The sequence below is a fragment of the Pectobacterium araliae genome, from assembly GCF_037076465.1.
GTDB classification, from domain to species: domain Bacteria; phylum Pseudomonadota; class Gammaproteobacteria; order Enterobacterales; family Enterobacteriaceae; genus Pectobacterium; species Pectobacterium araliae.
In genome coordinates this window covers 879,273-893,019 of record NZ_AP028908.1, presented here as the reverse complement: position 1 = coordinate 893,019, position 13,747 = coordinate 879,273, and the positions used below count along the sequence as shown (strand labels likewise).

The window sequence follows — 13,747 nt, the reverse complement described above, 5'->3', positions numbered from 1 at the left end:
GAAATTTACACACCGAGGTAACGATGCAAGATCTCATTTGTTATAAGAAAATGCCGCAGTGGAACAGCCAGACGCTGCCTGCCGCGTTTCAGGAAAAGCACAACACGCAGGAAGGCACCTGGGCAAAATTGACCGTGTTGAAAGGGGAAATGACCTTTTCGATGCTGACTGAAGACGGCGAAACGCGGGAGACGTTCCACTTCTCCGAGCAGAACCAGCCGCCGTTTGTGGAGCCACAAGCCTGGCACCGCATCGTCTCTTTCTCTGACGATCTGGAATGTCAGCTCAGCTTTTTCTGTTCAGCGGAAGATTTCTACCATAAAAAATACGGTCTGACGCGCACCCATTCTGAAGTGATCAACGCGGTACAGTACATTAAACCGGGCAAAGCGCTGGATTTAGGCTGCGGCGGCGGGCGTAACGCGCTGTATCTTAATCTGCGTGGTTTTGACGTGACCGCCTGTGATAAGCATGAGCAAAGCATCGATTCGCTGAATAACATCATCAAAAGCGAAGCGCTGGAAAACATCCGCGCGGGCGTTTACAACATCAATCTGGCAGAAATTAAAGAGCGGTACGACTTTATCTTGTCGACCGTCGTGCTGATGTTTCTGGAACGCGATCGTATTCCGCACATCATCAGCAATATGCAGAGCAGCACCGTTAACGGTGGTTATAACCTAATTATCGCCGCGATGTCGACGGAAGATTGTCCGTGCCCGATGCCGTTCTCATTTACCTTTAAAGAAGACGAACTGAAGGACTACTACGCCGATTGGGGGATCCTCAAATATAACGAGGATATGGGTGAATTACACAAGACTGATGCGCAGGGTAACCGCATCAAACTGCGCTTCGCCACGCTGCTGGCAAGAAAGCCGTAAGCACGAGTGAGTGGTTACTGCATCTACCATAAAACGAAAGGGCCGATTAACTGGCCCTTTTTATATGCATGATATCTGCAAAAATCAGCTGGCTTTGCGCTCTGCCGCAATGCGGTAAGCGGCCAGATCTTCGATCGTCAGCACCGGCATATCGTGCTGTTTGGCAAACGCGATCACTTCCGGCGCGTGCGCCATTGAACCATCATCGTTCGTCAGTTCACACAGAACACCAAACGGCTTCAGACCTGCCAGCGTCATCAGATCCACCGTCGCTTCAGTGTGACCACCACGCGTTAACACACCACCCGGCTGGGCGCGCAGCGGAAATACGTGACCAGGGCGGTTCAGATCGCTCGGTTTGGCGTTATCCTCAATCGCGGCACGAATGGTGGTCAGGCGATCGGCAGCGGAAACCCCTGTCGTGACGCCTTCGGCGGCTTCAATTGTCACCGTGAACGCCGTTTGGTAATGGCTGGAATTCTTCTCCACCATCATCGGCAATTCCAACTGCTGGCGACGCTCTTCCGTCAGGCACAGGCACACAATGCCACTGCCGTGACGAATGGTCAGCGCCATTTGTTCAACGGTCATGTTCTCAGCCGAGAAGATCATGTCACCTTCATTTTCACGATCTTCATCGTCCAGTACCAGCACACCGCGGCCATGACGCAATGCATCAAGTGCGCGTTCTACACGTTCGGTAGGATTGCCAAATTCAGAAAGTAATGTCTGATTCATGGTAAAAAACCTCAATGTTATTATGAATTACCAGAATCAGGGCGAGCTTGAGGAGTAACCACTACCACTGGTTGCATAGTAATGGCTAACAAAAATAACGCGAGCGGGCATTCATAACCCGACAGATACCGTTACTCTCTCCCATCCGGACTCTAACCGTCGGCTCCGGAATTACACCGGATCTGCTGACCCCACATTGCGAAATCGACAATCAATGTCAAAAATACAGCGTGAGCGCTCGCGGGCTTCCAGTATAGATACTGGTTTACCGCCGGTGGGGAATTACACCCCGCCCTGAGAATAAGCGGGTTTACTATAACGCTAATACCTCGATAGGGCAATTGATCCGCCACAGGAAATAGGGCAAAACGTATGCTGGATTACAGTAAAATTATGCTGAATATGTGCAAAGCCGATGTCAGACTTCGTTTATAGGCATTACACTTGCTATAGTAATAACTTACATAACCTAATCAGGAAAGCGATATGATTGACCCAAAGAAGATTGAGCAAATCGCCCGTCAAGTGCATGAATCCATGCCAAAAAGTATCCGGGAATTGGGTGATGATGTGGAGAAGAAGATTCGTCAGGTCTTGCAAGCACAACTGACCCGACTGGATTTGGTGAACCGTGAAGAGTTCGATATTCAGACGCAGGTTCTGCTCCGCACGCGCGAGAAGATTGCCCGCCTGGAACAACGTATGACCGAGCTGGAAGCGAAATTGTCTACGGAAGAAAAACCCGCCGCAGTGCCGGGAAACGATTGATCGTCATCCCCAACGCAGCGCCCTGTTCTGGGTGCTGCTCAATTCCCTACATCACAAAAATCGTTCTCAGAAGCGCGGTCACGCCGCAGAGTTCAACATAACACTCAGTGGGAAACTAACTCAACGTGCCTACGCGGCAAGAACAGCCATAGCACGGCCAGCATGATGAGTGCGTACAGTGATTTCCAGCCGATCATCAGTAACAGCGCACAGCAAAGCAGGCTGCCGATTGCCGCCATCACTTTGGCTCGCCCTTTCAGCAAACGCCACCCTGCCAGCATACACAGCAGATAAATCAGCACAAAGATGCCGTTGGCGTACACAATCAGTATATCCAGCGGTAACCTGAGCCAATAAATCAGCAGGCAGCATACCAGGCAGCAAGCAACAACAATCGACAACGCATTCACCGGTGCCTGCCCAGCGGACAGCTTCGCCAGTGCACTCCCTTTCGGTGCCTGTGACCAAACTAAACGGGCAAAGCCCTGCGTGTAGATATTCACGCTGGCAAAACAGGCCAGATAACCGACAAAGCAGGCAATCCACAGGGCATGCTGACCAAACAACTGCACGACGATGCCCGGCAGTGACGCCGTTGCAGCAATCCCTTCACCGTAAGCCTTAAAGTGCAGCACGGCTACCGTGCATCCCCAATAAACGGCACCCGCGACCAGCATGCCGATGAGTAAAGCCCGCGGGAAATCACGCTCTGGCACCCGAAATTCCGTCGCCATATGAGCAAAAGCCTCAAGGCCAACAAAGCACCAAAACATGACAGCCAATGCGCCGAAGGTGTTAGGCCATGACAGTTCACTTACCGACGACCAGGGAATATGCGCGGGTGTGATCTCACCCTGCCACCAGATCGCAATCACCAACCCGACGACCAACATCGCGATAACGATCTGAATATTAGCGCTGGATCCTGCACTACGCAGGCCAAGCAGCCAGATTCCGCCCAACGTCAGCAACTGTACGCAGAGCAGCCCTAGATCGCTCCAGCCAAATGCTGCTTGCCAGAATCCGGCGGCAATCTGCAAGGCCGCAGGCAGACCCAGCGGAATGACAGACAAGAATAGCCAGCCAGTCACGCGCGCCATGCGCGGCCCGAAGGCCAAATTAACAAAGTGTGCAGCACCGCCCGCATTAGGAAAATGTTGTCCCAGCGCAGCAAAGCCAATGGCAATAGGAAAGACAAACAGGATCAAAATCGGCCATGCCCACAGGCTGTCTTGCTGCGCCACTTGTGCCACCAGTGCAGGAACCGCAAACACCCCGGTCCCCAGCAGAGAAGTAGACAGCAACCCCACGCCTTGAATCAGCCCAAGCTCTTGTTTTAATCCTTTTGCTTCACTCACTACGTTTCACCTTTTCTTGCCTGTTCATACCACGACCGGTTTGACGAATAAAAAAAGCCTCCACAAACGGAGGCTTCTCTCACCCACTGCATTCACAGACTTTATGCTATCAGGCGTTAGCTTTCAGCACATCGCGAATACGGGCTTTATAGGATTCAACTTTCTGCGGCGTCATCATACGACGTTCATCATCCTGCACCACGCCGCCCACATCGTCAGCGATACGCTGCGCAGACTGTAGCATCAGCTTAAAGTTTTGACTGGCATCGCCATAAGACGGCACCATCATGAAAATGGACACGCCGGGCGTCGAAAATTCGGACATCGCATCCACATTAAACGAGCCAGGTTTAACCATATTTGCCAGACTGAATAACACAGGCCCTGCGCCAGCGGGATTCACGTGGCGATGGAAAATGTTCATTTCACCAAACTGGAAACCGGCCTGAAGCAGGGTTTGTAACAGCAGTTCACCGCCAATCACACCGCCCTGATGCGCCACTACATGCAGTACCAGAACGGCTTCTTTTGCCGCGGCAGGTTCAACCGGCTCTGCGGGTTGCGGAGGCTGCGCGGGCTGCACTTTCTCATGCAGTGAATGCGTTGCAGGCTGCTGTGGTGTTGCATCATACGCAAAGGGTTCACGTGGAGCGCCAACGTTGGGCTCAGAAACAGAGGACTCTCTGGGAGAAACACTCTGCGGGTCCGTCTCATCACGCCCCTGTGCACGTGGAGAATCCACTGGCAGCGTTTCGCCCAGTAAAGGGTCATAAGACGAAACGGGAGACAGATTTTCAAACGGCGATTTCGCCTCTGAATGAGCATCTTCGCGTGCACTGTAGTGATGAGATGACGCGTTATCAGGCGCATCGTGATCAAACGACGCGCTGCCAAATGAAGGCTCATTTTGCTGAGGCCGAGCGCCCTTCACGCGGACTTCGCCAACGCCTTCATCCAAGTCGTCAAGCGGCGCTTCATCGCGCGCTTTTTTTACTCGTTTAACCGGGCGGTCACGAAAAAGGGACGAACGCTCTTTACGGCTAGTCCACAAGCCGTGAAGTAACAGCGCTATTATAGCGATCGCGCCAACAACGATTAATATCAGACGCAAGTCCTGCATCATTGCTATCCCAATTGTTCTAACAATACATTGCCACCACGGCAAATACTTATACTACTAACTCTATTTGCCTGAGTACACAAGTGCAAGCCTGCACGGTACTTTATGACAATAAAGATAGATACAACGCACTTTTTTGCTGTTTTTTCATCCAAATACAGGCTAGCCAGCATAAGATCATCCCGATATGATGCCTCAACAAACAAATGACTGAGTATATTGTGACGATGTCTTCCGAAAAACCGCCTTATGGCAATACAGCAGACCACGCTCGCAGTGGTATATACTATTTTTTTGCCGGATGGCGCCTGATCTCACTGTCTGGTATTCGACGTTTCGTTATTCTTCCTTTGCTCATGAACATCGTGCTTATGGGCAGCGCTTTTTGGTGGCTTTTCACTCGGCTTAATGACTGGATTCCCCAGTTCATGAGCTACATACCGAGCTGGCTGCAATGGCTCAGCTACCTCATTTGGCCACTCGCTGTACTCTCCATATTGCTGGTGTTCAGCTACCTATTCAGCACGGTCGCCAATTTTATTGCCGCCCCGTTTAACGGTTTGTTGGCCGAGCAGTTGGAAGCAAAACTCACCGGCCAAACGCTGCCGGACAGCGGCATACTCGGCATCGCTAAAGACGTCCCGCGCGTCATGAAGCGTGAGGTTCAAAAGCTGGCATATTATCTACCACGCGCGATTGTGCTATTGCTTCTCTATTTCATCCCCGGTATTGGACAAACGGTCGCTCCGCTTCTGTGGTTCCTGTTCAGCGCGTGGATGCTGGCAATTCAGTACTGCGATTACCCTTTTGATAACCACAAAGTGGGGTTTTCCACGATGCGGCAGGCATTGCGCCGCCACAACGTCGCCAATATGCAGTTTGGCGCCTTGGTCAGCCTGTTTACACTGGTGCCTTTTTTGAATCTGGTCATCATGCCCGTCGCGGTATGCGGCGCAACGCAGCTGTGGGTGGATCGGTATCGCGATCTGTCCGCAACGCTGCCAAGAAATGCGTCATAAAAAGACTGGGCGCACTGGCTCAAAACGGCCAGTGCTTTCTATTGTAATGAAAAGATATTTCTTAAGAACATAACGATATAGCAATTCTTTACTTCACTGAAAAGTGTGAACGGGTATTCTCTCTACGTTCGCAAAAATTTCATACAGTTATAAGGACAGGCTATGAGCAAGATCTACGAAGACAATTCTTTCACAATCGGCCATACGCCGCTGGTTCGCCTGAACCGTATCGGCAACGGACGCATTCTGGCTAAAGTGGAATCCCGCAACCCTAGCTTTAGCGTAAAGTGCCGTATCGGCTCCAACCTGATTTGGGATGCTGAAAAGCGTGGCGTTCTCAAACCGGGTATTGAACTGGTTGAACCTACCAGCGGAAACACAGGGATTGCCCTAGCTTACGTCGCAGCCGCTCGCGGTTACAAACTCACGCTCACCATGCCGGAAACCATGAGCATTGAGCGCCGTAAACTACTGAAAGCGCTGGGTGCTAATCTGGTGTTGACCGAAGGCGCAAAAGGCATGAAAGGCGCCATCGCCAAAGCAGAAGAGATTGTCGCCAGCGATCCGCAGCGTTATCTGCTACTACAGCAGTTCAGCAACCCCGCTAACCCAGAAATTCACGAGAAAACCACCGGCCCTGAAATTTGGGAAGATACCGATGGTCAGGTTGATGTCTTTATCTCTGGCGTCGGTACTGGCGGTACGCTGACGGGTGTCAGCCGCTACATCAAGAACACCAAAGGCAAGGCCATCATCAGCGTAGCGGTTGAACCTACCGACTCACCAGTAATCACTCAGGCGCTGGCAGGCGAAGAGCTGAAACCAGGTCCGCACAAGATTCAGGGCATCGGTGCAGGCTTCATTCCCGGCAACCTGGATCTGAAACTGATTGATCGCGTAGAGAAAGTCACGAATGAAGAAGCCATCAGCACCGCACGCCGTTTGATGGAAGAAGAAGGCATTCTGGCTGGTATTTCTTCTGGCGCAGCCGTTGCTGCCGCACTGAATTTGCTCAAAGAGAAAGAGTTTGAAGGCAAAACTATCGTCGTTATTCTGCCTTCTTCTGGCGAACGCTACCTCAGTACCGCACTCTTTGCTGACCTGTTCACCGAGCAAGAACTGCAACAATAGCCCCTTGGTCGACCTCGGACAATAAGCGACCAATATGTAAAAAAAAGCACCTATTTAGGTGCTTTTTTGTGGCACACTTCAAACTTTCCACCACATACGGATTGCTTTTCTGCATCAGGTTTAGTATTTAACCGAACAATTATTTTGATGCGTGAAATTAATATCCGGCAAATACCACACCTCATCACATTGTTTTATCCTGCGCACGATAGCCCACATCGCCGTTTTGCGACTGAGGTTAAGATAATGGGTGACAGAACCTGCGGTGTTTGATGGTATTTTATTCAGGAAATACGTTTGACGGTTTTCTTGTCGCATCGTGGCTCGCCCCTGTAACATAAATCAGGCGCTAACCAAACAGGCTAAAGTTCAGTGAATCAACTAAACTTTAGTTCCACAACATTAATCTAATCCATAAGTTGGGGAAAAAAGCATGTTCCAGCAAGAAGTGACTATCACCGCACCGAATGGCCTGCACACTCGTCCCGCTGCCCAGTTCGTCAAAGAAGCCAAAGGCTTCGCTTCAGACATCACCGTGACGTCCAACGGCAAGAGCGCCAGCGCCAAGAGCTTATTTAAATTACAAACGCTCGGCTTAACCCAAGGAACTGTGGTTACTATCGCTGCGGAAGGCGAAGACGAACAAAAAGCGGTTGAACACCTGGTCAAACTGATGGCTGAGCTCGAGTAATCGACGAGCTTTTTAGTGAACACCAGAATCGAGTAAGGTAGGGTTATGATTTCAGGCATATTAGTATCACCGGGTATTGCTTTTGGTAAGGCACTGCTACTGAAAGAAGATGAAATTCTCATCAACCGGAAAAAAATCTCTGCGGATCAGGTGGAACAGGAAACTGAACGTTTTCTGACTGGTCGTTCCAAAGCATCCGCACAGTTGGAAGCGATCAAGAAGAAAGCAGGCGAGACGCTAGGCGCAGAGAAAGAAGCCATCTTCGAAGGCCACATCATGTTGCTGGAAGATGAAGAGTTCGAGCAGGAAATCATAGCCCTGATTAAAGAGGAACATGCTTCCGCCGATGCCGCTGCGTTTTCCGTTATCGAAAACCAGGCCAAAGCGCTGGAAGAGCTTGATGATGAATATCTGAAAGAACGCGCTGCGGACATGCGTGATATCGGGAAGCGTTTGCTACGCAACATTCTCAATATGCCTATCGTCGATCTGGGCGATATTCAGGATGAAGTTATTCTGGTTGCAACGGATCTGACACCGTCAGAAACCGCACAGTTGAATCTGGATAAAGTGTTGGGCTTCATTACCGATCTCGGTGGCCGTACGTCTCACACGTCCATTATGGCGCGTTCTTTGGAACTGCCTGCGATCGTCGGTACGACCAACGTGACCCAGCAGGTCAAAAACGGCGACTATCTGATTATCGATGCGGTAAACAACCAGATCTATCAGAATCCGACTGCGGATAAAATTGAAGAATTAAAAGCCGTTCAGCAGCAATACCACGCTGAAAAGTATGAGCTGGCCAAGCTGAAAGACCTGCCAGCCATCACGCTGGACGGTCATCAGGTTGAAGTCTGTGCCAACATCGGCACCGTGCGTGATGTCGCGGGTGCAGAACGTAACGGCGCAGAAGGTGTCGGCCTGTATCGTACTGAATTTCTGTTCATGGATCGTGATTCACTACCGACCGAAGAAGAACAGTTCCAGGCGTATAAAGCCGTTGCGGAAGCCGTGGGTGCTCAGGCTGTTATCGTCCGTACCATGGATATCGGTGGCGACAAAGATCTGCCTTACATGAACCTGCCGAAGGAAGAGAACCCGTTCCTTGGCTGGCGTGCTATCCGTATCTGTCTGGATCGTAAAGAAATTCTGCATGCCCAACTGCGTGCCATTCTGCGCGCATCAAAATTTGGCAAGCTGCGTATCATGTTCCCGATGATCATCTCCGTGGAAGAAGTTCGTGAGCTGAAAGCCGAACTGGAGATGCTGAAAGCGCAGTTGAGAGAAGAAGGTAAAGCCTTCGACGAAAGCATTGAAGTCGGTGTGATGGTTGAAACCCCTGCCGCCGCTGCCATCGCGCCACATTTAGCCAAAGAAGTCGACTTCTTTAGTATTGGGACAAATGACTTAACCCAGTATACTCTAGCTGTTGATCGCGGTAATGAGCTGATTTCTCATCTCTATAATCCGATGTCCCCTGCCGTCCTGACCCTGATCAAACAGGTTATTGACGCGTCTCATGCCGAAGGCAAGTGGACAGGGATGTGTGGTGAGCTCGCCGGTGACGAACGTGCTACACTACTGTTATTGGGAATGGGTCTGGACGAATTCAGCATGAGTGCGATCTCTATCCCGAGCATCAAGAAAATCATCCGTAATGCGAATTACGAAGATGCGAAGGCGCTGGCGGAGCAAGCATTAGCCCAACCGACAGCACAAGAGTTAAGCAATCTGGTGAGCCGCTTTATTAAAGAAAAAACGCTCTGCTGATTCTGCTTTACCTAATAGGTTTCAAGGTGGCAATCAGCACCCCCGACAGGCGATACGGTCGCAGTCGGGGTAGCGAAAAAACGACAATGCCACAACAACTTGAAAGATTAGGGTATACGCTGGCCCAATATTAATGCTTAGGAGAGAATCATGGGTTTGTTCGATAAATTGAAATCTCTGGTTTCTGACGATAAAAAAGACACTGGCAGCATCGAAATCATTGCCCCGCTGTCAGGTGAAATCGTCAATATTGAAGATGTTCCTGATGTCGTATTTGCAGAGAAAATCGTCGGTGACGGTATTGCCATCAAGCCAACTGGCAATAAGATTGTCGCACCGGTAGACGGCACCATCGGCAAAATTTTTGAAACCAACCATGCGTTTTCCATCGAGTCTGACAGCGGCATTGAGCTGTTTGTACACTTTGGTATTGATACCGTTGAATTGAAAGGCGAAGGCTTCAAGCGTATCGCCGAAGAAGGCCAGCGCGTGAAGAAAGGCGATCTCGTTATCGAGTTTGACCTGGCTCTGCTGGAAGAAAAAGCGAAGTCTACTCTGACACCAGTGGTTATTTCCAACATGGACGAAATCAAGGAATTGACCAAACTGAGTGGTACGGTTGTTGTCGGTGAAACACCGGTTATCCGTATCAAAAAGTAAGCTTTTCCTCTACGGAGGGTTTACTACGTTTGCACGAAACGGCACCCGGATGGTGCCGTTTTCGTTTCAGGCTTTACAACGCGGCACACACAGGCGAGTCACTAATCCGCACGGCTCGCCATTATCCGCCTCAATATGCCCCCCGTGCGCCAGCACAACCTTTCGCGCTATAGCCAGGTCACTGATCGGCAATCTGAATCATCCATTCCTGCTCATTGCCAATGAGCGACACGGAAACCTGCTGCGCGAGCAGGAAACGTACATGCAACTTGAAGTATGATGGGGATAGATACGGTATTCTCAGGCCTGACGTTAATATTCGCAGCCAGATTTACTTAATCCTTACCATTTCTTTCAGCAAAGATTACCGCTACCTTTACGGACTCGGGGTAAATTACTCACCTGCGTTATTGACTCCCGTTCAGATGCATTTATTAAGGATGACTTCCCCTGATGCAATCACGATTTTTTACACGACGCCGTACGACGATCGCGCTTGGTCTTATCGCCGCTGCCGTGCTTATTCATCTGTTTTTCAGCAGGCCATCGCCCGTACCAAACGCGATCACCACTGCCGCCGAGATCGCGGATCTCGAACAAACGGTGCTCGCCGATGGAAAAATTGAGGCGCAGAAGCAGGTCAGCGTCGGTGCTCAAGCCTCGGGGCAAATCAAAGCGCTGCACGTCGAACTGGGCGATAAGGTGAAAAAAGGGCAATTGATCGCCGAGATTGATGACCTCACCCAGCAGGACACATTAAAGAATGGTGAAGCAGCACTGAAAAACGTTCAGGCGCAGCGGGCTGCTAAAGTGGCAGAATTACGCAATAACGAATTAAGCTGGCAACGTCAGCAGATGCTGATGAAGCGGAGTGTGGGCGTACAGGCCGATTACGATAGTGCGAAGGCAACGCTCGATGCCACCAGAGCCAATATCGACGCGCTAGATGCCCAAATCGTTCAGGCGCAGATCACCGTTAATACTGCCAAAGTGAATCTGGGATATACCCAAATTCGCTCGCCGATGGATGGCACAGTGGTGGCGATTCCCGTAGAAGCAGGCCAAACGGTGAATGCGATCCAGACGACACCGACCATTGCCAAAGTCGCCAATTTAGACACCATGACCATCAAGGTAAAAATCTCAGAAGCCGACGTCGTTAAGGTGAAAACCGGCATGCCAGTCTGGTTCAGTATTCTGGGTGAACCAAATAAACGGTATGAAGCTACGCTGAGCTCGATTGAGCCCGCGCCAGACTCCATCAACACAGACTCGACCATGACGTCATCTAGTACAAGCAGTTCCAGTTCCTCATCCAGCACCGCAATTTATTATAACGGTCAGTTCGATGTGCAAAATACTGATGGCGTATTGCGTATTTCCATGACGGCACAGGTCAATATTTTGCTGTCTTCGGTGAAAAATGCCATCGTCGTCCCGGCGACGGCGTTAACCTTGCGCAACGGCATGTGGTACGTACAGGTTGTTAATGCGAACAAGAAGGTTGAATCGCGTCTAGTGACGCTTGGCCTCAATGATAACGTGCGCACGCAGATCCGTTCAGGGCTCAGCGTCGGGGAGCAGGTCGTTGTCAGCCCCTCACCCGGCGATGTAAGCCCCACGCATCCCGGCCCACCGACGGGGATGTAACGTATGTCCACATCGTTGCTTAAACTGACTGGCATCACCCGGCGCTTTTCCAACGGCGAACAGGACGTTACCGTTCTTAAAGACATTAATCTGACCATCAATCAGGGAGAAATGGTGGCGATTGTCGGTGCGTCAGGATCGGGAAAATCCACGCTGATGAATATTCTCGGCTGCCTGGATAAACCGTCCGCCGGTGATTATCAGGTGGCAGGACGCGCCGTTGGCGAACTGGATAACGACCAGTTAGCCGAGCTGCGCCGCGAACACTTCGGCTTTATTTTCCAGCGCTATCACCTACTCGGTGACCTGACGGCACTCGGAAATGTCGAAGTCCCCGCGATTTATGCAGGGAAGAGCAGACTGACGCGCCGTCAGCGGGCGGCAGACCTGCTGACCAAGCTCGGGTTGGAAAATCGCCTCCACTATCGACCCAGCCAGCTTTCCGGCGGCCAGCAGCAGCGTGTGAGTATCGCACGGGCACTGATGAACAGCGGCGGCATTATTCTAGCGGATGAGCCAACTGGCGCGCTGGACACCCATAGCGGCAACGAAGTCCTGAGCATACTCCGCGACCTGCACAAACAGGGCAACACGGTCGTGATCGTCACGCACGATATGACGATCGCCGAACACGCGCAGCGCATTATCGAACTACGCGATGGCGAAGTGATAGCCGATCGACAAACGCGCCCCGAGGACGCCACAGCGCCACTACCTGAAATCGCGTCTCCTACCGCCTCTGCCCTAAATCAGTTTAAAGATCGCTTTATTGACGCCTTTAAAATGGCGCTGCTGGCGATGAACGCCCAGCGGATGCGCACCTTTCTGACCATGCTCGGCATTATCATCGGTATCGCATCAGTCGTTTCGGTGGTCGCGTTGGGAAAAGGTTCACAGGAGCAGGTGCTGGCCGATATCAATTCGATGGGCACCAGCACGCTGGAAATTTTCCCCGGTAAAGACTTCGGTGACATGGATGCCAGCGCTATCCAGACGTTGCGCGCCAGCGATATTCAGCCACTGACGCAACAGCCCTACGTGCATAGCGTCACGCCCTCCATCTCCACCAGCGTCACCATGCGCTACGGCAACATTGCCGTTTCCGCCAGCGTGTCCGGCGTAGGCGAGCAGTTCTTCACCGTGCGTGGCTACACCCTGCAACGTGGCGTGCTTTTCCCGCGTAGCAGCGTCGATCAGCTGACCCAGGATGCGGTGATTGACAAAAATACGCTTAACAAGCTCTTTCCCCACGGCGAAGATCCGATTGGGCAAGTGATTCTGCTGGGCTCGCTGCCCGTGCGGATTATCGGCGTCGTCAGCAAGAATCAGGGTGGCTTCGGCAGCGATGAAAACCTGAACGTCTGGGTGCCGTACACCACGGTGATGAAGCGCATGGTCGGGCTGTCCTACCTGAGAAGCATTACGGTGCGGGTAAAAGACAATATTGATATGAACATCGCCGAGAAGAACATCACCACGCTGCTGACGCAGCGGCACGGTACGAAAGACTTCTTTATCATGAACACCGACAACATCCGCCAGATGATCGAGAAAACCACCACCACGCTCGCACTGCTGGTGTCGATGATCGCCCTGATTTCGCTGCTGGTTGGCGGTATCGGCGTGATGAACATCATGTTGGTATCCGTCACAGAACGAACCCGAGAGATCGGCGTTCGTATGGCAGTTGGCGCACGCACCAGCGACATCATGCAGCAGTTTCTGATCGAAGCCGTGCTGGTTTGCCTGTTAGGCGGCATCGTGGGTGTCGGGCTGTCATTGGGGATCGGCGTACTGTTCGCACAGTTCAGCAGCAATTTCGCGATGGTCTATTCCAGCGCCTCGATTATTGCCGCGTTCCTGTGCTCCAGCCTGATAGGCATTATCTTCGGCTTCTTCCCCGCCCGGCGCGCAGCACGGATGGAACCGATTCACGCGCTGGAGCGGGAATAACT

12 protein-coding genes, 1 pseudogene and 1 riboswitch are annotated in these 13,747 nt (G+C 51.6%); of the genes and pseudogenes, 9 read left to right on the top strand and 4 right to left on the bottom strand.

Translation table 11 applies throughout. The features are described from left to right. Positions 1–23 precede the first annotated feature (23 nt). On the top strand, positions 24–884 hold the full coding sequence (gene tehB / locus AACH44_RS04040; protein WP_261847260.1) for an SAM-dependent methyltransferase TehB: 861 nt from the start codon (positions 24–26) through the stop codon (positions 882–884). Positions 885–968: 84 nt separating this feature from the next. Here the strand turns inward: tehB and ribB are convergent, their stop codons facing one another. Beyond that, positions 969–1,622, bottom strand: coding sequence for a 3,4-dihydroxy-2-butanone-4-phosphate synthase (gene ribB, locus AACH44_RS04035; protein ID WP_261847259.1), 654 nt, complete (start codon positions 1,620–1,622; stop codon positions 969–971). 129 nt (positions 1,623–1,751) lie between these two features. Further along, positions 1,752–1,928, bottom strand: a riboswitch (FMN riboswitch). 180 nt (positions 1,929–2,108) lie between these two features. Between ribB and ubiK the strand changes: the two genes are divergently transcribed. After that, on the top strand, positions 2,109–2,390 hold the full coding sequence (gene ubiK / locus AACH44_RS04030; protein ID WP_261847258.1) for a ubiquinone biosynthesis accessory factor UbiK: 282 nt from the start codon (positions 2,109–2,111) through the stop codon (positions 2,388–2,390). 104 nt (positions 2,391–2,494) lie between these two features. On the opposite strand, the gene yjeH is transcribed toward ubiK, so the two are convergent. Together yjeH and zipA are read right to left on the bottom strand one after the other, a co-directional pair. Next, entirely contained in the window at positions 2,495–3,748 is a 1,254-nt protein-coding gene (gene yjeH, locus AACH44_RS04025) for an L-methionine/branched-chain amino acid transporter (protein ID WP_261847257.1), read from the bottom strand. Between the two features lie 109 nt (positions 3,749–3,857). Continuing rightward, a complete protein-coding gene (gene zipA, locus AACH44_RS04020; RefSeq protein ID WP_261847256.1) occupies positions 3,858–4,871 on the bottom strand; it encodes a cell division protein ZipA in 1,014 nt (337 codons plus the stop codon). Positions 4,872–5,095: 224 nt separating this feature from the next. Here zipA and cysZ point away from each other — a divergent pair, with 224 nt between their 5' ends. From cysZ to crr, 5 genes are all read left to right on the top strand, one after another. Next, positions 5,096–5,887 (top strand): sulfate transporter CysZ, encoded by a 792-nt coding sequence (gene cysZ, locus AACH44_RS04015; RefSeq protein WP_261847324.1) that lies wholly within the window; start codon positions 5,096–5,098, stop codon positions 5,885–5,887. Between the two features lie 162 nt (positions 5,888–6,049). Then, complete coding sequence (gene cysK / locus AACH44_RS04010; RefSeq protein WP_261847255.1) at positions 6,050–7,018, top strand: cysteine synthase A; 969 nt, start codon at positions 6,050–6,052, stop codon at positions 7,016–7,018. A 433-nt stretch (positions 7,019–7,451) separates the two neighbouring features. Next, the gene (gene ptsH / locus AACH44_RS04005) at positions 7,452–7,709 is read left to right on the top strand and encodes a phosphocarrier protein Hpr (RefSeq protein WP_107171065.1); all 258 of its coding nucleotides are present in this window, start codon (positions 7,452–7,454) and stop codon (positions 7,707–7,709) included. 45 nt (positions 7,710–7,754) lie between these two features. Next, positions 7,755–9,482, top strand: a complete 1,728-nt coding sequence (ptsI, locus tag AACH44_RS04000; protein ID WP_261847254.1) for a phosphoenolpyruvate-protein phosphotransferase PtsI — start codon at positions 7,755–7,757, stop codon at positions 9,480–9,482. A 150-nt stretch (positions 9,483–9,632) separates the two neighbouring features. After that, a complete protein-coding gene (crr, locus tag AACH44_RS03995) occupies positions 9,633–10,142 on the top strand; it encodes a PTS glucose transporter subunit IIA (protein ID WP_010284368.1) in 510 nt (169 codons plus the stop codon). 66 nt (positions 10,143–10,208) lie between these two features. Here crr and AACH44_RS03990 read toward each other — a convergent pair. After that, positions 10,209–10,389, bottom strand: a pseudogene (locus AACH44_RS03990) (sensor histidine kinase); the annotation flags it as partial. A gap of 206 nt (positions 10,390–10,595) precedes the next feature. Here AACH44_RS03990 and AACH44_RS03985 point away from each other — a divergent pair. Both AACH44_RS03985 and AACH44_RS03980 read left to right on the top strand, forming a co-directional pair. After that, the gene (locus AACH44_RS03985; RefSeq protein WP_261847253.1) at positions 10,596–11,792 is read left to right on the top strand and encodes an efflux RND transporter periplasmic adaptor subunit; all 1,197 of its coding nucleotides are present in this window, start codon (positions 10,596–10,598) and stop codon (positions 11,790–11,792) included. 3 nt (positions 11,793–11,795) lie between these two features. Then, positions 11,796–13,745, top strand: a complete 1,950-nt coding sequence (locus AACH44_RS03980; protein WP_261847252.1) for a MacB family efflux pump subunit — start codon at positions 11,796–11,798, stop codon at positions 13,743–13,745. The last annotated feature ends 2 nt before the right edge of the window (positions 13,746–13,747 follow it).

Bases quoted from the DNA above. Each gene is read 5' to 3' on its own strand.
- ribB (WP_261847259.1), bottom strand. From the start codon at position 1,622: ATGAATCAGACATTACTTTCTGAATTTGGCAATCCTACCGAACGTGTA.
- crr (WP_010284368.1), top strand. From the start codon at position 9,633: ATGGGTTTGTTCGATAAATTGAAATCTCTGGTTTCTGACGATAAAAAA.
- cysK (WP_261847255.1), top strand. From the start codon at position 6,050: ATGAGCAAGATCTACGAAGACAATTCTTTCACAATCGGCCATACGCCG.
- AACH44_RS03985 (WP_261847253.1), top strand. From the start codon at position 10,596: ATGCAATCACGATTTTTTACACGACGCCGTACGACGATCGCGCTTGGT.
- AACH44_RS03980 (WP_261847252.1), top strand. From the start codon at position 11,796: ATGTCCACATCGTTGCTTAAACTGACTGGCATCACCCGGCGCTTTTCC.
- zipA (WP_261847256.1), bottom strand. From the start codon at position 4,871: ATGATGCAGGACTTGCGTCTGATATTAATCGTTGTTGGCGCGATCGCT.
- ptsI (WP_261847254.1), top strand. From the start codon at position 7,755: ATGATTTCAGGCATATTAGTATCACCGGGTATTGCTTTTGGTAAGGCA.
- cysZ (WP_261847324.1), top strand. From the start codon at position 5,096: ATGTCTTCCGAAAAACCGCCTTATGGCAATACAGCAGACCACGCTCGC.
- tehB (WP_261847260.1), top strand. From the start codon at position 24: ATGCAAGATCTCATTTGTTATAAGAAAATGCCGCAGTGGAACAGCCAG.
- ubiK (WP_261847258.1), top strand. From the start codon at position 2,109: ATGATTGACCCAAAGAAGATTGAGCAAATCGCCCGTCAAGTGCATGAA.
- ptsH (WP_107171065.1), top strand. From the start codon at position 7,452: ATGTTCCAGCAAGAAGTGACTATCACCGCACCGAATGGCCTGCACACT.